Origin of the sequence: Legionella lansingensis (genome assembly GCF_900187355.1) — a bacterium.
In the GTDB taxonomy this organism is placed as follows: Bacteria; Pseudomonadota; Gammaproteobacteria; order Legionellales; family Legionellaceae; genus Tatlockia; species Tatlockia lansingensis.
This window is the reverse complement of record NZ_LT906451.1, coordinates 110,211-134,407: the sequence shown is the minus strand read 5'-3', so window position 1 is coordinate 134,407 and position 24,197 is coordinate 110,211. Positions and strand designations below refer to the sequence as shown.

Below are 24,197 nucleotides of genomic sequence, written 5' to 3'. Positions count from 1 at the left end.
AACTCCCTCATCTGCTGCTAGCGCCAATCGCAAACACATTGCTATGGGCATTGATTCTTATGAAGCATTTTTAAAGACGATTGCAACCTGGAATACGAGCCTTGAGATGGAGCCTCTTATAATAAGTCAGGTTTCGTCATTAAAAAGCTGGATTAACACTTATGGCGCACTACGCTCATGCATCACGACACTAGGGTCTAGTCATTTTCAGATAGCCAAAGATTTTCACCACTTAATTACATCGAAACAACAATTGTTGTCGATTTTAGAGTGGCTACCCAAGGACAAGCGCGGTTCATTCTTGGAGTTATTCCCTATTCAAGACATGATTGAGAACCTGCAAGACTTCAAGAATTTCCTGCCCTTACTTAATCGTCCTGACCAAGCTAAAATAATTGCCCAATTTGATGCGGATAAATTGCAATGCTCACAAGAAGAGTTTTTCAAAGTAACTCAAGGTGAGATGATCGCGGCAGGAAGTGGCATCCGCAGACAGAGAGAATAGTCTATCTGCTTTTTATTCCTTCATTCTTTCGCAGTAAAATTTATTAACCTCCTATTTCGATACTGTTCATTTAACTATGCCATTCCCGCGTAGGCTCTGCTCTCCGACGTCCCGCGGCTTGTCCGCGGGATCCAGAAGCACTGCGCTAAAACACTGGACCCCGCGGTTGATCCCGGATCGAGTCCGGGAGCTGGGCGTAGGCAGAGATGTGATGAAGAGACAGGCCTACGCGGGGATAACACAGTTCAGTTAATGCTCTCCTTATTTTAAATCAGAACATACCATTACTATTTGCAGACTCCTCAGGAATAGCTTGAATAACATCCCAATGCTCAACAATCTTGTGATTTTCCAAACGAAAAACATCGATAATCGCTTGACCACGCGTTCCAGGTTCCTTGATTGAATGAACGTGCAAAATAACATAATCGCCTTCTGCAAAAACACGTTTGATTTCGCTATGTGACTGAGGATAAGTGGCTTTCAGGTAATCAATGAATTTCCTAAAACCGTCTATACCATCTTGTGCTAAGGGGTTATGTTGGATATACCATGGTCCCAAGTATTCTTCAGCGGCAGCAAAATTCTTGTCGTTGATTGCTTTTTGATAAAACTCGCTAACGACTCGCTTATTAAGCGCCTGATCCTCCTCATTGGCGAAACTTACATTTGCCCCCGTCATTAATCCGTACGCAAGTATTGGCAATAATACTTTTTTCATTTATTTTCTCCTTTTTATTCAATAAAATTGATTGTAATTTGCTTTTATAAAGCAAAAAAGCGCATTTTTTTGACGAAAACAATCAGTTTTTTTGATGATTCGTTGGGAGAGATCCATTACCAAAGTAACCTTAGAGCAATGGCGCGTTTTGCAAGCCGTGGTGGATGAAGGCAGTTTTGCCAAAGCAGCAGCCAAACTACATAAAAGTCAACCGAGCATCAGCTACACCATTACCAAACTACAAGATATGTTGGGGCTGACCTTATTTACTATTGAAGGTCGTAGGGCTATTTTGACTGAACCAGGCAAACAGATTTTGCATCTTTCCCGTCAGGTTACGCGAGCAGCTAAAAATGTAGAGAATGCTGCTCATAACTTTCATTCAGAGCGCGAGAGACTATTGCGTTTGGCCATCGACGAAATTTTCCCCACCACACTATTAATGAACGTTTTGCATGCCTTTGGCTTAAAGAATACGTATACGCGTTTGATTATTCATCATGGGCTTTTATCTGGTCCCAGTGAGCTATTGATCAATGGTGATGCGGAGTTAGTCATCGTGTCAAAAATTCCTGAAAGCTATACTGGTGATAAACTGCTCGATATTGAATCACTTCCTTATGCTCACATTGATAGTCCCTTACATCAAAAAGAACTCACCATTGATGATCTTTATGATGAACGCTATATCATTGCCCAAGATTCGGGCAAACAAAATAAACGCAATGAGGGTTGGTTGGGTTCAGAATTTCACTGGAAAGTAAGTTCAATGGAGATGAAAATTCAATGCGTAGCGCATGGCATTGGTTTTTCATGGTTACCCAGACAATTGGTGGAAAATCGCAACTTACCCATTAAACCAATTAAACTCAAACAAAATAATATCAGAGCTTATCCTCTCTATTTAGTGCATCATAATCCGGAAGAAATTGGGCCATCCGCCAGTGAGTTGATTGCCCTATTTCGACACTATGCCAGCACGATTTGAGTTATTTTCCTCGTTCCATTAAATTGTCAGTAATGGATCTTTAAGAGTGTCTTTCGTTGTAGTCAACCCAGTTACATAAACAACGTGCAAATTATTTTTTTGGTCAACAGGAACGTTGGGTATAGGTATTAACGTTCGTTGAACCTCCACCAAAGATTGCATGGTATGGAGGCCATGACGCTCATTTAAGAAGATAAGAACAATTGCAGCAATAATCATAACAATACCAACCAAAATACCAATAAAAGCATCCTTTATACGGCTTCTCCTAGACTTGGTGATAATTTCTTCTGCCATCTATAAACTCCTTTAAGTCATGAACTTCCATCTCGAATCTCGGAGCAAAAACCATGCCTGATTTGCCGTACTTTTGTAAGCGCTCGGCGAAATATGCCAAGCTAAATTCGTTGCACAATTTGATGCAAACAATTGCAGTGCTCCATGAGTGGGCGGATGGATGACGATTAACTCGCCCCCTTTCTATACTTTAAAGAGAGAATGAAACCGTTCATTAGAATGCAAAAATAAGCAACTGTGCAAAAGTTATGATAAAAACGCTCTTGTCGCCGCGACGCATCCCGGTATAATCATTCGCAACCAACGCGCCAAAAGAGGGAATAATATGATCGCAAAAACTCCACTATATGCTACCCATGTAGCAATGGGTGCCAAAATGGTTGATTTCCACGGTTGGGAGATGCCATTACATTATGGTTCACAGCTTGATGAACATAATCAAGTACGTCAACATGCAGGCGTGTTTGATGTTTCGCATATGACGGTTGTCGATATCCTGGGCGCTGGTGGTCGACAATTCCTGCGAAGGCTCTTAACCAATGACGTCGATCAACTACAACACACAGGCCGTGCGCTCTACAGTTGCATGTGCAATGAGCATGGTGGCATTATCGATGATTTGATCGTTTACCAACGCGCATCTGATAACTACCGTATGGTATTAAATTCAGCCACCCGCCAACGAGACTTAGCTTGGATCCGTGAAAAAAGTGAAGGCTTTTCTGTGGGCTTACAAGAGCGCAATGACTTGGCTATGCTAGCCGTACAGGGCCCTGAGGCTATCCCAAAGACGATGACGGTTCTTACCCCAGCCCAAAGTGATGCAGTATCTACATTAACCCAATTTGAATGTGTTGATGTAGGACATTGGTTTTTTGCACGCACTGGTTATACGGGAGAAGACGGCTTGGAAATTATTCTTCCCAAAGACGAGATTGTGGATTTTTGGTCTTCGTTATTACGAGCAGGAATAGCTCCGTGCGGTTTAGGCGCACGCGATACCTTGCGATTAGAAGCTGGTCTTCTTCTTTATGGGCAAGACATGGATGAGTCCACTACACCTCTCGAATCAGGTTTGGAATGGACCGTGAAATGGCAACCTGAAGATCGAGATTTTATTGGCATGGGTGCCCTATTATCACAAAAACAACACGGCGTTAAACGTAAGTTTGTTGGGCTACTCCTGAACGATAAAGGTATTATGCGTTCTGGTCAGCGGGTTGTTGTCGAAGGACAAGCAGAGGGGATTATCACCAGTGGCAGTTATTCACCCACCCTGGGACAATCCATTGCTCTGGCTCGGGTCCCAGTAACTACAGGAGATGAAGTTTTCGTTGAAATTCGTGGGAAGTTGATTCCTGCGAAAGTTAGAAAACCAAGATTTGTTAAGCAGGGAAAGATCCTTTAGGAGCGAAAAGGACGTATTCCAAGTGACAGAATGAAGCAGTTTTCTAGGGTCCGTTGACATTTGCTCTACAAGCCCTACGTGACCCTCCCGGATCAAGTCCGGGAGCGTAGGAGAGTAAACGAATTATCAACAGATCCTAAGCAGTTTAAGAATAAAAAGAGAGGAAATACCATGGCAGAATTAAAATTTACAAAAACTCACGAATGGCTGAGAACGGATGATAACGAATTTACTGTTGGCATAACCGAGCATGCTCAAGAATTGCTTGGCGACATGGTCTTTGTTGAGTTGCCCGAAGAAGGGGACGAAGTCAACGCTGGGGACGAAATTGGGGTAGTTGAATCCGTCAAAGCAGCCTCTGACTTTTACGCTCCAGTAAGTGGGGTCATTGTCGCTGTTAACCAGTCAGTCAGCGAAAATCCTGCCTTAGTAAATAAAGAACCTTATGGTGCAGGCTGGTTAGTTAAAATTAAACCAAGCAACACGACTGAATTGAATGATTTGTTAGATAATGAACAATATCAAAACGAAATTAAAGAGGACCATTAACAATGCCTTACATTCCACATACCGATGCAGACACGGAAGCGATGCTGGCAAGCATAGGGATAAAAAGCATCGAAGAATTGTTCGATGAAATTCCTCCCTCCTTGCTTTATAACGATCTCAAAAATATTCCAGAGGGCCTCTCTGAAATGCTCGTGGTTAAAAAGGCAAGAGAACAGGCTTGCAAAAATCAGTCTGGTATTTGTTTCATGGGCGCGGGAAGTTACGAACATCATATTCCTGCCGCTGTTTGGGACATTGCATCACGTGGAGAATTCTTAACAGCCTATACCCCCTACCAAGCGGAAGCAAGCCAAGGAACGTTGCAATTACTGTATGAATTCCAAACAATGATAGCTGAATTGACAGGTTTGGATGTCGCCAATGCGTCTATGTATGATGGTGCTTCCGCTCTTGCTGAGGCGGTGTTAATGGCAGTAAGGCTTAATAAGCGCAGTAAAAGCAATCGTGTACTCGTAGCCGGGACTGTTCATCCTTTTTATCGTGAAACGTTAGAAACCATTGTCCGCACCCAGCATATTGAAGTCATCACGTTGCCTTTTGACCTAAGTGAAGGAATCACAGCGCTTTCGGCATTAGATAAATACCGAGATGAAGACATTACGGCGCTGGTCATTGCTCAACCTAACTTTTTTGGTTGTCTCGAGCAGGTTGATGAACTCACGGATTGGGCGCATGCCAACAATAGCATTAGTATTGCCTGCGTTAACCCAATTTCTTTAGCCCTTTTGAAACCACCAGGGCAATGGGGTCAGCATGGCGTAGACATCGCCTGTGGGGAAGGACAACCATTAGGCTCACCCATGGCTTCAGGCGGTCCTTATTTTGGTTTTTTTAGTACTCGCATCGAACACGTGCGCCAAATGCCAGGTCGATTAATAGGACGAACGCTAGACCAAGATGGTAAAACAGGTTTCACCCTAACTTTGCAAGCACGGGAGCAGCATATAAGAAGAGGCAAGGCAACATCTAACATTTGCACCAACCAAGGTTTGCTTGTAACCGCAGCCACCATCTATATGAGTCTCTTAGGAGCAGAAGGATTACAGCAGGTTGCCCATACCTGCCATACCAACACACAAAAATTGGTTAGTTTGCTCACTGAAATAGAAGGGGTAGAGAGTGTTTTTTTAGCCTCTTATTTCCACGAAGCATTAATCAAGTTAACGCAACCCGTGGATGAAGTACTAGCAAAACTGCGTGAATTTGGGATCATCGGTGGTTACTCCGTAGAGTCCCACTACCCTCAATTAGCAAATAGCCTTTTGATTTGCGCAACAGAAATGCGTACAGCTGAAGACATTGAGCATTATGCTAATTCACTTAAACAAATTATGACGAAGCGAGGCTACTGATGTTTATTGTAAAACTCACTTATAAAGTCCCTTTAAGCGAGGTAGATAAATATCTACAACAACATCGCGAATTTCTTGATGTTTACTATAAACAAGGCTTATTACTCGCATCAGGACCTATGAAGCCAAGAACTGGGGGCATCATTATTGCCATCACGAATGATAAGGTCTATTTGGAATCAGTTCTTAATCAAGATCCTTTTTGCATGGCTGAAATTGCCGCTTACGAAATCATTGAGTTTACACCCGTTAAACATCGCGATGAACTTAAGGATCTTATTCAGAAAACGGAAGGCAAATTATGTTAATTTTTGAACGCTCAAAAATAAAAAGGAAAGCAATGGCCCAAATTCCTGCAACAAGGGAAAAACAGTTGGCCATTCCTAAGCATTTATTACGCAACAAATCACCACGCCTCCCCGCTTGTTCAGAATTGCAAGTGGTTCGCCATTATACGGGGCTATCGCAACTCAATTATTCTATTGACACCAACTTTTATCCCCTCGGTTCATGCACCATGAAGTACAATCCTCGTGGTGTTCATAAAGCAGCATCGAAACCCGCTTTTCTTAATCGTCATCCTCTTGCTCCTGAAAAAGCCAGTCAGGGATTTTTGCAAATTTTACATGATCTACAAGGCTATTTAGCTGAAATCACTGGGATGCCAGGTGTTTCATTGACGCCAATGGCCGGCTCGCAAGGCGAGTTTGCCGGGGTTGCCATGATTAAAGCTTATCATCAGTCAAGAGGCGATACGGCAAGAGATGAAATATTAATACCCGATGCAGCACATGGCACCAATCCAGCTTCGGCGGTCATGTGTGGTTTTAAAGTGGTTGAGCTTAAAACGGCAAAAGATGGCGATATCGATTTAGACGAAGTGAGAAGCAAGGTTGGACCGAAGACAGCCGGCATTATGCTAACTAACCCCTCAACCTTGGGGTTATTTATGCGACAAATTAAAGAGATTGCTAACATTGTTCATCAAGCGGGTGGTCTTCTTTATTATGATGGCGCCAATTTGAATGCCATTTTGGGTAAAGTCCGCCCCGGCGACATGGGCTTTGATGTCATGCACCTGAATCTACATAAAACCTTTGCCACACCTCACGGTGGCGGCGGTCCAGGCGCAGGTCCGGTCGCTGTAGGTAAACGGCTGCTGCCCTACTTACCTTTACCAATAGTGATCAAAGAGAACGACATCTATCGCTGGGCAACTCGAACAGACTATCCACAAAGCATCGGGCGTTTATCCTGTTTTATGGGCAATGCCGGTATTTTATTGCGCGCTTATTTCTATATTCGCACTCTCGGTAAAGAAGGCTTATTGCGCGTTTCCGAGTTCGCCACACTCAATGCCAATTATCTCCTTAGTGAACTTAGCAAAACAGGATTTCGACCTGCTTATCCAGGAAGACGAGCCGCCCATGAATTCATTTTAACGCTAAGCCAGGAGAAAAAACTCTACGGCATCACGGCAATGGATCTAGCCAAGCGCTTATTGGATTATGGTTTTCATGCCCCTACAACTTACTTCCCGTTGCTAGTGCCCGAATGCTTGTTAATAGAACCAACGGAAACAGAGTGCAAAGAAGAGTTGGATGGTTTTATTAGTGCTATGCAAGCCATCCGTCACGAAGCAGAAAGTAATCCCAACCTATTGAAGCAAGCACCTCACAATTTACCAGTGAGGCGTTTGGATGATGTAAAAGCGGCTAGAGAATTAGATTTAAATTACTATAGTCACCATACATCAGAGAGTGCTGAATAAAGCCACCTAGGTGGCTTTATTCATCTCATCATCTGATTTAACTTAGGAAACGCCCCTAATTCTTCAGTTGAATCATGGAAGTAAATTTGCAATGATCAGGGCGGATTGTAAAATATTGGTTTTTCTCATTTAAAAAATAAGGATGTTATAGTGAATAAAAGGATATGTTTAGTAGCTTCTTTAATTTTATCATTGCCATCATATGCAGGAACCATGGGAGAAGTCGTTCCTGTTTATCCATGGTTTGGTTCCATTGGCACAGGCTATTCCTGGACCGAAAAACCAGGGATAGTCAATCCCGATCCGACCTTTTGGGATTTTGCTGCAGAAGGTTATGACTCTGATTTAGGTAACAGAGGTTTTTACACGTTCGCACTTGGTAAACAAGTTCATGATTATATTGATGTGAGCGTAAGTTATCTTGTTCACGAAGTTTTTGACTATCAAAAATTTCAATCTGCTCCTCCGGGCACCAGCGGTACGCCAGGCTTTACTGGAAGTGCGCGTACACGCTATTTTAGTCTTGATAATCGCGCCATCCTTGTGAATGGCTTTTTACACCCCATACAAGCTTGGGCTAATATTGCTAGTGTCGCGTTTACACCATTTATAGGCGGCGGGATCGGTTATGCCTACAATGAAGTTCGCGATTTTCATACTGTTGGTAGGACAGTCGTGGCGGGAGTACCTGTAGGATCCACCACAACCATTGGTGATCCAACAAGTCGAAACAGTTTCGCTTGGCAAGCATCAGCTGGAGTAAACTTCAGGCCACAGCAAAGTCATTTTAGTGTGGATGCGGGTTATCGCTATTATGATGGCGGCAAATTTAATGGCCCATCAACTGTATTTACAAACAGCGATGGTTTTCTTAGTTCTGCACCCTGGTCAGGACGATTAAAAGCAAATCAGGCTTTTGTGGAATTCAAATATACAACCTAAGAGAATTCTAAATAGTAAAAAATCAATTAAATTATAATAAGGATGTTTATGGTGAATAAAAGATTAAGTTTAATGATTTGTTCGATTTTATCATTGCCATCATACGCAGGGACCATAGGAGAAGCTGTTCCTGTTTATTCATGGTTTGGGTCCATTGGCACAGGTTATTCCTGGACCGAAGAACCAGGGATAGTCAATCCAAATCCAACCCAGTGGGCTTTTTCTGCGGAGGGTTATGACTCTGATTTAGGTGACAGAGGTTTTTACACGTTTGCACTTGGTAAACAAGTTCATGATTATGTGGATGTAAGTGTGAGTTATCTTGTTCATGAAGTTTTTGATTATCAAAAATTTCAAACGGCTCCTCCAGGCATCAGCGGCCCCGCTACCGGGGATATACGCACGCGGTATTTTAGTCTGGATAATCGCGCAATTCTTGTGAATGGCTTCTTGCACCCCATACAAGCTTGGGCCAATATCGCCAGTGTCGCGTTTACACCCTTTATAGGCGGCGGGGTTGGTTATGCCTACAATGAAGTTCGCGATTTTCATACTGTTGCCAGGCTAGTTGCGGCTGGCGTGCCTATTGGATCTACCACAAGCATTGGTAACCCAGCAAGCCGGAACAGTTTTGCTTGGCAGGCATCAGCTGGAGTCAACTTCAGGCCACAGCAAAGTCATTTTAGTGTTGATGCGGGCTATCGCTATTATGACGGCGGCAAATTTAATGGCCCATCAAGTGTATTCAGTAATGCTGATGGTTGGCTTGCTGGCCTCTCTCCTTGGGAAGGACGCTTAAAAGCGAATCAGGCTTTTGTGGAATTTAAGTACACCACTTAGATTTAATTTGAGGGTTTTCAATAACCTTATTCGTCATCCACTCTCTAACAATTGCAGCTTAGATTTTAATCAAACTGAGACGTGATTGTCAGGGAGTGGAGCATAGATATGAGTCAACCGATGATTTGTAAAGGCTACTCATCTCAGCGGTGAGTGCAAACAATTGTTCAATAAATTACAAGGCTTATTAGCCTTTGCTCAGCAGATAACTAATTGTTTTTAAAAACATGAAAAATACTTTGCGACAATAAAAAAATAAGTTATAACAGATTTTACCTGTATCAAGGATTGACGGGTAGGAAGGGGTCAGCATGGTGCTGATAGAAGATTTTTTTCATGGAGTGAAAAGTGAACAGCAAAGTATTTTCACAACGATTTAATCGGGAATTATCTTTATTGGGTTTTCCTGAAGAACTTGCAGAAAAAACCAAAGCCGTGGCTAAGGTATTTGGCGTCACACGTCATCTGGCCAATGCAATGATTTTTGGACATTTACTCCCATCTGTGGAGCAATTGGACAAGATTGCCGAGATTTTGGAGGTTTGTCCTCAATGGTTGAGTGGAGCTACGGATAGAAAAAAAGCCTATCCGGGACGAGAAGTGACTGAAAACGTGTAGTCTTAAGCAGGTTAGGTTATACTGTCTAAAAGATACCCGTGGTAAATAAATCACGAGCAGTAAACCATCAAAGGTCGCTATCATGGAATGCTTAAGTTATTGCATTGCCAATTCAATCGATTTGACGCGCTTAGATACGTATTTTAAAAACAGTCAACTCGGTTATAACTCAGTTCGAACTCGGGATGTATTAAAATTAAGCCATCGAGACACACCTCATGCCTTGGCTTTTGTTTTTAAAAATGGAACAATTGTCTCGTGGGATATTAAGCGTTATCAGATAAGTACTTATCTTGATATTATTCGCCCCTTCGGCGACAAGCTAGTCACCTTTTTAGTGCGTGATGAGTTTAGCTTTCGAATTGGTGAGAAAACAGCTATTGAGCCACACGGTTACTTTGATGTCGATTGTTTAACCATCGATGCCGACAGTGATGAACTCAAATTAAGCTTCTCATATGGTTTCTCACAGTCGGTGAAATTACAGTATTTTGAAACGATTATTGAAGCCCTAATCGAAAAATACAACCCGATGATTCAAAGCATCTCCAATAAAGGTGGGATGCCTATATCGCGCAATCGAATACGTCAAGTGATAGGTGAGATTTTGGGTGCGAAAAGTGAAATGAATTTAATTAGTAATTTTCTTTATCATCCCAAATATTTTTGGCAACATCCCACCCTTGAAGAATATTACACGATGATGGAACGTTATCTTCATATTCAACGACGAGTGAATGCTATTAATCATCGTTTAGATACCCTCAATGAGATTTTTGAGATGTTTAATAGCTATCTCGAAACTCGCCATTCCCATAATTTAGAAATCACCATTATTGTCCTCATCGCCATAGAAATCATTTTCGCCGTACTTAATATCCATTTCTAGTTCGACAAAATAAGCTGACAAGTCCTCTGTCATCCCCGCGTAAGCGGGGATGACAGAGTTCGGTGAACAGTCTGTCTTTATTGCAAGCCCAACCTAACTTTTGTAGTATCAACTTTTGCGTCTTAAGCAACTACCTATGACCTTCCTACCAATTCGTTTACTGAACGGTTCTTCCTTAAGAACAGAAGTTCTTGCGGGCATAACTACATTTTTAACCATGGCTTATATTGCCTTTGTCAATCCAACCATTTTACATGATGCTGGCATGGATACAGGGGCTGTATTTACGGCTACCTGTTTGGTCACCGCATTTGGTTGTGCCTTAATAGGACTATTAGCAAACACACCCATCGGTATAGCACCTGGGATGGCCCTGAATATTTATTTTGCTTATGGTGTTGTTCAAGGCATGGGGATCGACTGGCAGCATGCCTTGGCCATGGTCTTTATTTCAGGGATGATGTTTTTGCTTATTAGTTTGACACCGCTAAGAAGACTATTAATTGAATCCATTCCTTATAATCTGCAGATTGCCATTCTCATTGGTATCAGTTTATTAATAGCATTAATCGCTTTACGCACCAATCAACTTATTGTCGCTAATCCACATACGCTAATGAGTCTTGGGAATCTTATTACCCCACAAACTGGCTTATTTTTATTTGGTTTTTTATTGATTCTTCTTTTGGATTATTATCACATTCCCGCTGCCATCATTCTCGGCATCTTAACAACGAGTCTTTTCAGCTTATTACTAGGCTTAACGCATTGGCAGGGATTGATTGCTCTGCCGCCTTCAATGCAAGCCACTTTTCTCAAGCTTGATTTCTCTGGTCTAACCAGTATGAGTGCAATTAAAGCCATCTTCGCTTTCTTTCTTATCGCTGTTTTTGATGCTGCGGGTACTTTAATTGGTTTACTTAATAAATCTGTTTTCAGAGACTACGTCGATTACCAACAGCGATTGAGTAAAAGCTTAACAGCAGATGCTGCCGCTTCAGCATTAGCAGGGCTTTTGGGTTCGGCGAGCACATCCCCTTATATAGAATCAGCTGCTGGCATTGAGGCAGGAGGACGTACTGGTGTAACTGCCTTGATTATTTCCTTGGGCTTTATCCTGATGTTATTTTTCTTTCCTCTTGCACAGATGATTCCAAATTATGCTGTAGGCCCTGCACTACTCTATGTGGCTTGCTGTATGCTGAAACATATTGTTGATCTCAAATTGACGGATTTTACAGAAATTGCTCCTTGCATGGTTACAATCATGATGATTCCATTCACATCCTCAATCGCTGATGGTATCGGCGGCGGTATTATTCTTTATACAGTATTAAAACTAATGACGCGGCAACCAGTAAACCCCTTGCTCTTTGCTTTAACGCTATTGTTTATCGTTTTTTTTTGGATGGGTTGATTTTGATCTTACTCTTTGACGATGGCGAAAATAAATTGATGAATAAAGATATTTAAAAAAAGTCACCAAATTATGTAATACTTAATTTATTTAAGAAGAAAATCATGATCATCAGCAATACCCAACTGGATGAAAAACAACTACAGTCAGTGGAAACACTGGCTGCACTATGTCAGGATTACGATGGCGGTATACCCGCGTTGTATTATCATTTATTAACGCAAAAAAGAACGAGCGAAAATAATGTGCTCTTCCTTCAGGATGAGCAGTTAATTGGATTTTTAAGCATCTACTTCTTCTATAGTGATGCTTGTGAAGTAAGTCTTTTGGTTTCCCCCTCACATCGCAGACAAGGGATAGCCAAACAATTATTGAAAACGATTTTGCCATTATTGCGGGCTAAAGAAATTAAAAGTCTCATTTTTTCAATGCCTTCTTTAAAAGATAACACCTGGCTAACACAGCGTGGCTTTTTTTATTGCCACAGTGAATATCAGATGCAAAGAAATAGCTATGAGCCCATTCTGATTCCTGCTCCCAATTTAGAGATTCACAAAGCGGATCTTAGTGACATTCCTGCTTTATGTGCTATTGACGAAGCTTGCTTTTCAGGTCAACAGGTGGATATGACCACACGCTTTCAAATGCTTCTCAACGACAATAACTATACTTTAATGTTAGCCCTGCATGAGAAGAAGCCAGTGGGAAAAGCTCATATTCATTGGCAGGAGAAAGGGGCCATTCTGTCTGATATTGCTATCCTCCCTCAGCACCAAGGTCGTGGCTGGGGTGGTGAAATGCTTGCTTACTGTATTAATCATGCCTTGACTCAGGGAAAAACCAAATTGACGCTTGATGTGGAAACATCCAATCGTAATGCCCTTAATCTCTATACTCGCTATGGCTTTACAACAATAAACGCGAGTGACTTTTGGTTAATTCCTGTGGACAAAATGGCAGAGACATTCCAACTATAATAGACATCCTCCGACTGAGATCAATGGCGTTAAGTTAAGGAGTATTTAAATTCACACCGATCCGTTCGGGCTGAGGAGGCGTTTACGCCGTCTCGAAGCCTGTCCTGAGCTCTCTCGAAGGGCCTTTGCTAAAGAGGCTTCGAGACGGTGCTGCGCTCGCGCATCCTGAGGTTCTCGAAGGACTCATCCCGAACGGGTTAGAAATTAAGCTTAACTTAACGCCATTGCGACTGAAATGACCGCTGAAATATTTTCTTGCTCTCACAAAAATGCTGGGTTTGACTACACTTAATGTAAAAGAAGTTTACCACTTTAGAGATTGACGCACAGGATGGCAATCATGAAACAATTCAGGACCGCCTTATTGGCATTCTTTCTCTCTCTTTACCTTCCTTCTACCTATGCTGATATCAAAGTTGGTACTGTCTTTTTTGATCCTCCTTTTGTGACCTCGATGAATCAGGGCTTTGATGTAGAATTAATTCTTCTTTTATGTCAAAAAATTAACACACCGTGTCAATTGATGCCAATGGATTTTAATAAGTTATTTCCTGCCTTAGATAATGGCACCATTGATCTTGCCATTGGCGGCATTGTGATATCGGAGGCGAGGCTGAAAAAATACATATTTACCCTCCCTTACATGTTAAGCAAAGGACAATTCTTGATTTCGAACAAAAGCACTTTGCAAACGCTAAACGACTTAGCCAGAGAGAAAGTGGGGGTGCTCAAGGGAGAGCAAGATAGCAGTGTTTTTGCTAATTATTTAAACCAAAATTTTCCTGGCCAATTTACCATTATCGACTTCGATGATATCGAAGATCTAGTCAACGCTTTAAGTACAGGGAATATCGCAGCGGCATTTATTCATGAATCCACTGCACTTTATTGGCAACAAAACGGCGGGGGACAATTTAAATTACTAGGAACACCTACTATCGTTGGCGAGGGAATAGCCATCATGACCTTGCCGCAGAACAATCAGCTCGTGCAACAACTTAACGCCCAGCTACAAGCGATTGAAAAGGATGGTTCCTACCTCAATTTATATCAAACTTATTTTGGCCAAGAGCAGTAAGCTGGAAGCGTTTACCGAACTGTGTCATTCCCGCCTACGCAGGAATAACACAGTTAAATAAACAGTCTCGTTTGAGGTTTCTTAATATTCCATTTTGCTTATTAATATGGCACTCTCATCGATTTTTATTTCAGGTTGCCGTCATGACTATTATTTATGAAGAAATTGAATTAACAAAAATCGATGATAAAACCGCAGGTAAAAATAAAGGTGGTTTTTATCGTGGGACCGATGGTAAAGAATATTTCATCAAACTACCCAAAGAGAAGAAGGAATTATTTACTGAATTATTTGCAGGTCTTTTACTTACAGAATTCAAAGCGCGCTTAATAGAGCCATTAGTACGTGCAGGAAAATTCCCACCAGGCTATGCAAATTCTCTTATTTGTGCCGACGTTATTCGTTTCGAAGATGGTTCCTACGGTATAATTCAACCTAGAATGTCCTTCACCGAATTATGGAAAATTATTGGAACTGGCTATAGAGATGGTTCTGATCGTAATCTTTTCCTAGAAATGCTGAATGGTCCTGCTTACTATCCTATGCTAACCAAAGATGGGCAGTATTATGGTCTTTCCTTCGCTCTATTCTTCTCTATTGTATTGAGCGCCTTTAGTGTCCATAGCGGCAACATCGTTCGCTTGCATTCACAAAAATCCGATTCTTCACAAACAACAGCCAACCAATTTGCTCGTATTGATTGGGGTGATGCATTTCGCCATTTTGCCTCACCCGATAATAATAAGGATATTCTCTCTCCCGCAGAATATGAAGGCCTTCTGAATATCAAAAAATGGACTAAAGGTTATATTGATAACTATCGCAATATACGTGGTCTTCCTACAGCCATCGCTGCAAAAGGGCGAGTTGTACTCGAAGCCATGGGAGAAAAACCAGAGGATGTAATGCTTGAGATCGTGCAAATAGCACTTGGTAAAATTCCCGTTGATTTAGTGGATCAAGAAACAAAAACAGAGCTAGCAGATTACCTTGGCATTGATGCATTTCGTGATGTGACTTTTGGAAAAGATGGCAATTATGCTGATGTCGCAAAAATCTTTGCACAGCATCTACTCAATAGAATAAATATGACGACAATATTGCAAGAAAAAGAGCAAAAGCAAAATGTCAAACCAGATGAAGATATGTACTTCAGTGTTATTTTTACTTCTTCTCCTTCTGACTCAAAGAGCGCTTCTAACTCTATGCACATCTCCTCGATTGCTGAGGAGGGTGTCTTAACCGTCGACAGCGAAATTCCTTTTCCTGCTTTAGTAAATAACTGGATGACGTATTTATCTAGAGCAAAAGAAGGCAAGATTGATTATCAGCAACTAGATATCGACAAATTAGCGGAGCTATTTAATCATTATATTGATGTTATCGCACAACAAGCAGAGATATGTAATTTTTGGCAACATGATCCTCTTACCTCCGACAACATGCTGGTTAAATATTACGCAGGAGACAATGAACTAGATATGGGGCATGCTTTCGTTCCCCAATATCGCGAAAGTACGATTTTGCGATACTTATTTATGTTTAATCCTAAAACCTGGTCTACTAACCGACTAAGAGCCTATGAGAAGGCTGTGGCAGAATATAACCATCAGAATGCAGACTCTTTCTGGAAAACAATGATGCAGTTTTCCGTTCAGAGCGTTGCTGTTATGCAAGCCCTGAAAGCATTAAAAAATCAACAAGCCGTGCAAAAAAAGCATCCCGAGTTAAGCAGCGAAGAACAGATGGGGGCTTTACTCGATGGTTTGGAAAAAGGACTGCGGGAGTTCACTCAAGCGAATGAACAATTATCGAAGTTATTAAAGCCATCAACAGGCGAAACCCTAACGTTTGATAGTCATGCCTTTTATCCGATCAGTGATGAAACTCTACAAAAAATGAATGGTGTACAACTGGCTACCATCTGCTTGGAAGAAATAGACGATGCAGACAGCAGTTTTCTACTGTTTCGAATTCTTAAAGATAACGACTTACGCAAACGTATGAAGGAAGCTCTTACCGAAAAAGCAAGTGAATTTCATAGGCGCGAAGATAATCCCAAGGGAAAAATCGCCAAGTTAGCAGAACTAGAACAGCAAGTTGAACTCTTTTTAAGTACCACAGAGGAATTCAGAACCACGCCTGCACTTAAGGAAAAAGAGCAGGCTTTAATTCGTCTACAAGACACTGCCTCAACCCTGCCTGCTTTTCAAACCGCCATTGCTAAGCAAATTGCGACCGCGGAAGAGGAAATAGAGGAATTAAAAGCGTCCATTGATTATGAAAGCAAACAAAAAGTATTTAGCGAAACCCCTGACTTGGAACAGTTTGCCATCCTGCAAACCACCTATGAGAAGTTATCCAAAAATTTGCAGGCAAAACATGCTGCCACTTTTGGCGGGGCATTGCAGAAAGCCTGGCAATTGCATATTCGTCAATATGACACTGCAGCTGCTAAAGACAAGACAAAAGCATTTAATAATCTGCAGGCATTCTTTGATAAATTGCCTAAGGAATTCAGTGCAAAGTTTGAAACAGAGTTCGCAAAAAGAAGCAAAGAAAATCAATTTTATATTACTGTTGAAGGTTGGGCAGCACGGCAAACCATAGGTGAAGCGATTTACAATCTACCAAGCAAAGATCCCAGGCTTTGGCAGGCGCTCCAAAACAGACCTGAAACTAAACTCTCTCACGAGTTGGTGGAAGATTTGCTGACATTGGAAACGTTTCGTCAACAGAAGGTTGCTCTTAATCAGGACAATAAACTAGGCAAAGAATACACGAGTTCACTAGAGAGCTTTTATAGCAAAGCAGTAGACATACGTCTCTCAGACCTTCCTGTCAGCAAGCAGGCCGATGCCATTGTTGAAGCAGCACAACATGAATTTGGCCATCGCCATAGTACACGCCGTCTGGTTGCTGATGTCTTTATGATGGTCTCTGTTTTATTTGGCGGTTTAGGACTATTTATCGGTGCAGCTCGAAAATATGTAGCGAAGACAACCTTCTTTTTTAGTACTGCACCCACTGATAGAGAAACGGATCTAACTGCCTGGATTCAAAAACCAGAGGCTGAGGTTACTGAAGCTAGATTAATCGTTTCTCCTGCTGCTTAATCCTAGGGATGTTCCCTAGTGAAGGGGTAAATTTTTTTCCTTTTATCCTTCATTGCATCGCTTCTTCAATTCATGTTAGCTTTAATCACTCAGTTTCTAGAGTCTATTACTAGCAACTTTTTACTAACGTTATTCGAAGGGCAAATCAATGAAATGGTTATTTCCAGTTTTGTTGGCAATCTCCACCACAACAATGGCCGCTATAGCAACGCCACAAAGCCAACAACAACCTAACCGTAAAAACACCATTAACACAATTATCCAGGAGCACTTACAAAAATATGGTAAAACGGAGTTGTTTTCAGCCATTCAGGTTTCTATCAAAACAAGAGGTAAAATAGATACTTATGCGGCTGGTCATCACGACTTGGATGCCGATAGCTCACCTATTACCAGCACTGATCTTTTTAACATCGGTAGCATTACCAAATCATTTACCGCCGCTCTAGCTGTACTTGCCGAAAGTGAAGGCAAGCTTCAGCTCCAGAGAAGCTTGAGTCATTATCTCTCTGATTATTCTCATTGGGGTGAAATAAATTTAACCAGCTTACTCAATATGAGTAGTGGGATTCCCAACTACTCGGAGTCCCCCAAAATGAATTATTTAATGAGTAAAAACTTAAAGCACTACTGGAGGCAACAAGATTTAATTAATCTGGTTTACTCAGAGCAATTCAATCCACCGCGTAAATCAGGTTATTTCTATAGCAATACCGGCTATGTGTTAGTGGAGTTAATTCTTACCCAAGCCTACAACACTCCTTTCCAAAATCTCATCGTTGATAAGATCATTAAACCACTTAACTTACAAAACACCTTTTATCCGGTGCCTGATTATCCTGGTAATATAAAGAAACGCTTGGTCAAAGGATACTCTTATAACGTTTATGAGAATCCGGAATTGCTAGGTCAGGATGTTAGCCAAAATAACTTGAGCTGGGCTGGTGCTGCTGGTGCTCTTATTGCCAATAGTGAAGATGTTGTTCATTGGGTAGAAGAATTGTTTCTTGGCGATAAGTTACTGAACAGCGCTCAGAAGGAAAAAATGCAAACGTTGATCTCTATATCTTCTGGTTTACCTCTTCGACACACCAATGCAAACGACCCTTATGGATTTGGTCTCGGGATCTCACAAAGATATCAAGCCGACATTGGTCGTTACTGGTTTTATGAAGGCGAGACACTAGGGTATAGGGCGCTCTATATGTATGTGCCGTGTAACAAAGTCATCATCAGTGCTTTATTTAACAGCGCAACCAATGAAGAGAACGATCATGCCGGAGAGCTGGTGCAAAAACTCTATAAACATCTTCTCCAACAAAATCAGATGCTAATTTGTGGGAAAAAACAGGCTTGAATAGCAAGTACAGTGTTCCAGATGAAGAATTGCGCTTGACAGATTTTCCAAAGCACCTTTAGTATTTGGCTTTAAAATTTTGCGACGGGAAAGCGCCAAAGGGGAAGGAATGAAAAAAAGGGTTGTAATCACTGGGATGGAGATAGTTTCTTCCATTGGTAATGGACTGGAAGCCTTCTGGGAAGCAGCAATTAATGGTCAATGTGGAATTGAGCGTATTCAGCTTTATGATCCTTCCCCCTATCCAACACAAATCGCCGGCGAAATTAAAAACCTTTCTATGGCTCATTTGCCAGAATTTGCCAACTCAAAACGCTATCCTCGAGTCGCTCAATACGCGCTTTTCTGTGCTCATCATGCGATTGAACGATCCGGTTTAACGCCTGCGGAATTGAATAAGGCCGGCACGTACATTGGTACGAGTTTGGGTGGAACACCCGAGTTGGAAGGAGCTTATCAACTCTTTTTTACTCAAAGTTGGAAAAAAGTTCCTCCATTAAGTGTCATTCGCGGCATGCCAAACTCGGTGGCAAATCACATTGCTATCGCTTTTGGCCTTGGAGGACCCAATTCAACCATTTCTAATGCTTGTGTATCTTCGGCAGAAGCCATAGGCTATGCCTATCAACAAATTGCCCATGGTCAATTGCCTATCGCTTTGTGTGGGGGAACAGAATCCCTACTTTGGGAAACAATCATGGCTGCTTGGTGTAGGTTACGCGTCATGTCCACACAAAACGAAAATCCTCGCCTAGCTTGCCGCCCTTTTGATAAAAACCGCGACGGCTTGGTGATGGCAGATGGTGCTGGTATTTTAATTCTGGAAGAATTGCAGCATGCAAAAGCACGGGGGGCTAAAATTTACGCGGAGATTATCGGGTTTGGCGCCAGCTGCGACGCTTATCATGTCACCGCGCCTAACATGAAAGGTCAAGTCCGCGCTATTCATCATGCATTAGACGACGCCAAGCTTACTATTGGCGATGTTCAATACATTAATGCTCACGGTACAGGCACTCAATTAAATGACGTTACAGAAACGGAAACCATCAAAGCAGTCTTTGGTAAACGTGCTTATGAAATCCCTATTACGGCACAAAAAGCAATGACAGGCCATGCCATTGGTGCAGCAGGGGCAATGGAAATTATTGCCACTGCATTAAGTTTACAACACGATACATTGTTACCCACCATCAATTTACACGAACCTGATCCCGCTTGCGATTTGGATTATGTAGCCAATCATGCTCGCAAACAACCGATTAATATCGCTTTATCGAATCATTTTGCTTTTGGCGGTGCAAACGCCGCGATACTGTTACGAAGGATATAAAAAGCGTTGAAAAGTGCGACTTATTATAAAAATTCCGTTCGGGCTGAGGAGGCGTTTACGCCGTCTCGAAGCCTATCCTGAGGTCCTCGAAGGGCCTTTAGATGATGCAAAAGCCTTCTAGACGCCACTATCATGGCTCCTCAGGCCGAAAAACCGCCGTTTTAATCGCACCCAGTAAAAGATAAAGATTCGCAACTAAAGCAGCATCGAGTTATAATCGCGATATTTTGCACGATTATAAGGTACTTTAATGAATGTTTCGTTGTATGAGATAGCCGCTTTAGTTAATGGTACGGTGATTGGTGATGAAAAAATTAATATTTCTTCCTTAGCCCCGATTGATAATATTGTTGCTGGTTCCTTGGTTTTTGTGGATGGAGATGAGAATTTGCAATTAGCAGAGCATTCAGATGCCACAGCGATCCTAGTTAGCAGTACCATCACCAGCGAAATAAAACCTGTGATTCAAGTTGCTCATCCCTTTAAAGCCTTTATTCAATTATTGAATCATTTTTATCCATCCCCCAAACCCCGTCCCCATATCCACTCCACAGCCATCATCGCTGAAGATGCCATTTTGGGTAACAATGTAAATATCGGCGCTTATGTTGTCATTGGGTCAGGGGTAACCATTGGTGACGATTGCATCATTAAAAGTCACGTCCACATCGGTGAAAATGTGGTTATCGGTTCCGGCACCACTATTCATCCTCACGTAACCATTTACGATCAATGTCAAATCGGTTCTCGTGTTTCTATTCATGCATCAACAGTGATTGGATCGGATGGATTTGGCTATACTTTTGTAGATAATCACCATTTAAAGGTCCCTCATGTAGGACATGTAGTGATTGAAGATGATGTGGAAATAGGTGCCAACACGGTGATTGATAGAGCCACCTTGGGTGCCACAGTCATTAGTACAGGTACCAAAATTGATAATTTAGTGCAAGTTGCTCATGGAGTAAAACTCGGAAAACATAATATTCTCTGTGCGTTTACTGGCATTGCAGGGAGTACCACCAGTGGTGACAATGTCATTTTTGCCGCCAATGTTGGCGTAAGTGATCACGTACATATTGACGATGGCGTAATCTTAGGCGCTCGCGCCGGTGTTCCACCAAGAAAACATCTAAAACAAGGAAATGTGTATCTGGGTAATCCTGCTCGCCCCAAAGATAAAGCAATCGAACAGGAATTATCTCTCTCACGCATCCCTTTGATGCGTAAAAATTTAAAGAATTTAAGCGAAAAAGTTGACCAGCTTAGTCAGCGTTTAGCACAACAAGAGACAGATTGAATGACGGCACCTTTGATTCTTATTGACGGATCTTCTTATTTTTTTCGTGCCTTTCATGCACTACCTCCGCTGACCACCTCCAAAGGCCAGCCTACAGGAGCGATCTATGGTGTCGCTAATATGGTCAAGCGCCTATTAAAGGATTACAAACCAGAGAAAATCGCTGTCATATTTGATGCAAAAGGAAAAACATTCAGAGATGATTGGTATCCGGAATACAAGGCTCACCGTGCACCAATGCCTGATGATTTAAGCTGTCAATTTCAACCCTTGCTAACACTGCTGGATGCCATGGGCTTACCTATTTTAATGATTGAGGGTGTAGAAGCTGATGATGTTATTGGTACCATAGCCCATTGGGCCACAGCACAAGGTCAATCAGTCTTGATCTCTACTAGTGATAAGGATATGACCCAGCTGGTTAATGAGCATGTGACTTTAGTTAATACGATGACAAATCAGGTCTTAAACGTTGACAATGTCAAAACCAAGTTTGGGGTTAGTCCTGAACAAATCATTGATTATCTCACCTTAATTGGTGATAGCGTCGATAATATTCCCGGCGTGCCTAAATGCGGTCCAAAGACAGCCGCCAAGTGGCTGCAAGAATACCAATCTCTAGATCATTTAGTAGCTAACGCCGATAAAATCAGTGGCAAGATTGGTGAATATTTACGCGCAAGTTTAGAGTACTTACCATTATCAAAAAGACTGGTTACTATTAAGACTGACGTGGATTTACCGCTTATTTTAGCGGATTTAACGATCAAAAAAGCCAATCGCGAACGTCTTATCTCCTTAACTCGTGAGATGGAGTTTAAAGGTTGGCTAAAAGAATTATTAGATGAAGAAGAAGTGGAAGCTGCAAGTAATGGACTAGTCCCACCATTGCAAATCAGCGTTTCAGTAATCAATACGGAAAACCAATTTGCAGAACTTATTAGCAAATTGAACGCCTCTAGTGAATTTTTCATAAACACGCAAACCAACAATATCAATGCTCTAGATGCTGAAATCGTTGGCATTGGCTTGGCTGCTAAAGACCTGCAACCGGTCTATATCCCTCTGGCGCATAAAGACGGCAGCCTGCAATTGTCGCGAGAAATGGTATTAAATACCCTGAAATCCATTTTAGAGGCTCCCGCCATAAGAAAAATCGGGCAAAATCTGAAATATGACTACAATGTTCTGAAGAAATATGGCATTACACTTAAGGGAATTACCTTTGATGTCATGCTTGAATCCTATGTATTGAATAGCAGTGCCAGTAAACATGATCGTGATTCTTTGGCTCTAAAATATCTAGGACAAAAAACCATCAGTTATGAAGATGTTGTCGGTAAAGGAGTAAAACAGTTAGCGTTTGACACCATTCCTGTGGAGCAAGCAGCTCCCTATGCAGCAGGTGCAGCAGAGGTCAGCTTAAGATTGCACCACAAGCTTTATCCAATGTTGGATGCACCATTAGAAACCGTACTCAAAGAAATCGAAATACCATTGCTAACTGTACTTGCTGACATGGAGTTTAGAGGGGTTTTAATTGATGAGAAAACATTAACAAAACATGGTGAACGCTTAAAATTACGCATGCTTGCTCTTGAACAAGAAGCCATTGAGTTGGCTGGAAAACCATTTAACTTAAATTCACCAAAACAACTGCAAGAAATTCTTTTCGATAAACTTAAGTTGCCTGTTGTTGAAAAAACACCTACGGGACAACCTTCGACTGCCGAATCGGTGCTGCAGGAACTTGCTTTTGATTATCGTCTACCAGCTGTGATCCTTGAATATCGCAGCTTAAGTAAATTAGTAAGTACCTATATCGATGCTCTACCTAAATGCATTAATCCCATCACGCATCGTGTCCATACCTGCTATAACCAAGCTATTGCTGCCACAGGACGATTATCTTCTAGTGAGCCTAATTTGCAGAATATCCCCATTCGTAATGAAGAGGGACGCTTGATTCGTAAAGCATTTATCGCCCCACCGGATCATGTCTTGCTTGCGGCAGATTATTCGCAAATTGAATTGCGTATTATGGCTCATCTCTCTCAAGATGAAAATTTAATTAAGGCCTTTACCATGGGTTGGGATATTCACGCAGCGACCGCTAGTGAAATTTTTCAAATTCCATTAGATAAAGTCAGTCATGAGCAACGCCGACGCTCAAAAGCCATCAATTTTGGCTTAATCTATGGTATGTCAGCTTTTGGGTTGTCTAAGCAACTAGGGATCGAACGTCAGGATGCCCAAAACTATATGGACTCCTATTTTAAACGCTATCCTGGGGTGCTTAAATATATGGAACGTACCCGACAGTTGGCGCATGAACAAGGCTATGTTGAGACACTGTTTGGTCGTCGTCTGCACTTGCCTGAAATTAATACGCGTAACATGGTACGCCAAAAAGCGGCTGAACGTATGGCCATTAACGCACCAATGCAGGGCACAGCCGCTGACATTATTAAGAAAGCCATGATAGCCATTGCTAAATGGCAAAGCACACAGGCAAATCCTCATTCTTGCATGATCATGCAAGTTCATGATGAACTCATCTTCGAAGTACATAAAGACCATGTCGAATCAACCACGCAAACAATTCGGGAATTAATGGAGCACGCTGCACAGCTGTTTGTTCCTTTACAGGTAGCAATTGGTATAGGTCACGATTGGGATGAAGCACATTAGAGTCCCTGGTTAAATTTTAAGTCAAGC

The 24,197-nt window shown here is 41.8% G+C and carries 21 protein-coding genes; 19 read left to right on the top strand and 2 right to left on the bottom strand.

All coding sequences use genetic code 11. The features are described 5' to 3' along the window. Positions 1-43: 43 nt before the first annotated feature. Positions 44-505: a hypothetical protein gene (locus CKV79_RS00590; RefSeq protein WP_028372331.1), complete on the top strand. Its 462-nt coding sequence runs from the start codon at positions 44-46 to the stop codon at positions 503-505. 271 nt (positions 506-776) lie between these two features. Here CKV79_RS00590 and CKV79_RS00585 read toward each other — a convergent pair whose 3' ends face one another. Further along, complete coding sequence (locus CKV79_RS00585) at positions 777-1,226, bottom strand: nuclear transport factor 2 family protein (protein ID WP_028372332.1); 450 nt, start codon at positions 1,224-1,226, stop codon at positions 777-779. 94 nt (positions 1,227-1,320) lie between these two features. Here CKV79_RS00585 and CKV79_RS00580 point away from each other — a divergent pair, with 94 nt between their 5' ends. After that, positions 1,321-2,214, top strand: a complete 894-nt coding sequence (locus CKV79_RS00580; protein WP_065236362.1) for a LysR family transcriptional regulator — start codon at positions 1,321-1,323, stop codon at positions 2,212-2,214. 18 nt (positions 2,215-2,232) lie between these two features. On the opposite strand, the gene CKV79_RS00575 is transcribed toward CKV79_RS00580, so the two are convergent. Continuing rightward, positions 2,233-2,511, bottom strand: coding sequence for a hypothetical protein (locus CKV79_RS00575; protein ID WP_028372334.1), 279 nt, complete (start codon positions 2,509-2,511; stop codon positions 2,233-2,235). A gap of 325 nt (positions 2,512-2,836) precedes the next feature. Between CKV79_RS00575 and gcvT the strand changes: the two genes are divergently transcribed. From gcvT to polA, 17 genes are all read left to right on the top strand, one after another. Continuing rightward, positions 2,837-3,919, top strand: a complete 1,083-nt coding sequence (gene gcvT, locus CKV79_RS00570) for a glycine cleavage system aminomethyltransferase GcvT (RefSeq protein WP_028372335.1) — start codon at positions 2,837-2,839, stop codon at positions 3,917-3,919. 171 nt (positions 3,920-4,090) lie between these two features. Then, positions 4,091-4,468, top strand: coding sequence for a glycine cleavage system protein GcvH (gene gcvH, locus CKV79_RS00565; RefSeq protein ID WP_028372336.1), 378 nt, complete (start codon positions 4,091-4,093; stop codon positions 4,466-4,468). Positions 4,469-4,470: 2 nt separating this feature from the next. After that, a complete protein-coding gene (gcvPA, locus tag CKV79_RS00560; protein ID WP_028372337.1) occupies positions 4,471-5,841 on the top strand; it encodes an aminomethyl-transferring glycine dehydrogenase subunit GcvPA in 1,371 nt (456 codons plus the stop codon). Further along, positions 5,841-6,149: a YciI family protein gene (locus tag CKV79_RS00555; RefSeq protein ID WP_028372338.1), complete on the top strand. Its 309-nt coding sequence runs from the start codon at positions 5,841-5,843 to the stop codon at positions 6,147-6,149. The genes gcvPA and CKV79_RS00555 overlap by 1 nt, the downstream gene beginning before the upstream one ends. Continuing rightward, entirely contained in the window at positions 6,143-7,612 is a 1,470-nt protein-coding gene (gene gcvPB / locus CKV79_RS00550) for an aminomethyl-transferring glycine dehydrogenase subunit GcvPB (protein WP_028372339.1), read from the top strand. The genes CKV79_RS00555 and gcvPB overlap by 7 nt, the downstream gene beginning before the upstream one ends. Before the next feature lie 150 nt (positions 7,613-7,762). Next, the gene (locus CKV79_RS00545) at positions 7,763-8,554 is read left to right on the top strand and encodes an outer membrane protein (RefSeq protein ID WP_028372340.1); all 792 of its coding nucleotides are present in this window, start codon (positions 7,763-7,765) and stop codon (positions 8,552-8,554) included. Between the two features lie 48 nt (positions 8,555-8,602). Beyond that, entirely contained in the window at positions 8,603-9,394 is a 792-nt protein-coding gene (locus CKV79_RS00540) for an outer membrane protein (RefSeq protein ID WP_231950157.1), read from the top strand. 348 nt (positions 9,395-9,742) lie between these two features. Further along, positions 9,743-10,012 (top strand): hypothetical protein, encoded by a 270-nt coding sequence (locus tag CKV79_RS00535; protein WP_028372342.1) that lies wholly within the window; start codon positions 9,743-9,745, stop codon positions 10,010-10,012. Positions 10,013-10,094: 82 nt separating this feature from the next. Beyond that, positions 10,095-10,901 (top strand): RMD1 family protein, encoded by an 807-nt coding sequence (locus tag CKV79_RS00530; RefSeq protein WP_028372343.1) that lies wholly within the window; start codon positions 10,095-10,097, stop codon positions 10,899-10,901. A 136-nt stretch (positions 10,902-11,037) separates the two neighbouring features. Further along, positions 11,038-12,318: an NCS2 family permease gene (locus CKV79_RS00525; protein ID WP_028372344.1), complete on the top strand. Its 1,281-nt coding sequence runs from the start codon at positions 11,038-11,040 to the stop codon at positions 12,316-12,318. Positions 12,319-12,422: 104 nt separating this feature from the next. Continuing rightward, positions 12,423-13,295, top strand: a complete 873-nt coding sequence (locus CKV79_RS00520; RefSeq protein ID WP_028372345.1) for a GNAT family N-acetyltransferase — start codon at positions 12,423-12,425, stop codon at positions 13,293-13,295. Positions 13,296-13,635: 340 nt separating this feature from the next. Next, positions 13,636-14,373 carry a transporter substrate-binding domain-containing protein gene (locus CKV79_RS00515; protein ID WP_035914877.1) on the top strand — a complete coding sequence of 246 codons (738 nt, stop codon included), beginning with the start codon at positions 13,636-13,638 and terminating at the stop codon, positions 14,371-14,373. A gap of 143 nt (positions 14,374-14,516) precedes the next feature. Continuing rightward, a complete protein-coding gene (locus tag CKV79_RS00510; RefSeq protein ID WP_028372347.1) occupies positions 14,517-17,489 on the top strand; it encodes a LepB GTPase-activating domain-containing protein in 2,973 nt (990 codons plus the stop codon). Positions 17,490-17,637: 148 nt separating this feature from the next. Next, entirely contained in the window at positions 17,638-18,846 is a 1,209-nt protein-coding gene (locus CKV79_RS00505) for a serine hydrolase domain-containing protein (RefSeq protein ID WP_197697232.1), read from the top strand. Positions 18,847-18,955: 109 nt separating this feature from the next. After that, entirely contained in the window at positions 18,956-20,179 is a 1,224-nt protein-coding gene (locus CKV79_RS00500) for a beta-ketoacyl-[acyl-carrier-protein] synthase family protein (protein WP_028372349.1), read from the top strand. A gap of 250 nt (positions 20,180-20,429) precedes the next feature. Beyond that, positions 20,430-21,479 carry a UDP-3-O-(3-hydroxymyristoyl)glucosamine N-acyltransferase gene (lpxD, locus tag CKV79_RS00495; protein ID WP_028372350.1) on the top strand — a complete coding sequence of 350 codons (1,050 nt, stop codon included), beginning with the start codon at positions 20,430-20,432 and terminating at the stop codon, positions 21,477-21,479. Next, positions 21,480-24,170, top strand: a complete 2,691-nt coding sequence (gene polA / locus CKV79_RS00490) for a DNA polymerase I (protein ID WP_028372351.1) — start codon at positions 21,480-21,482, stop codon at positions 24,168-24,170. It abuts the gene before it with no gap. The last annotated feature ends 27 nt before the right edge of the window (positions 24,171-24,197 follow it).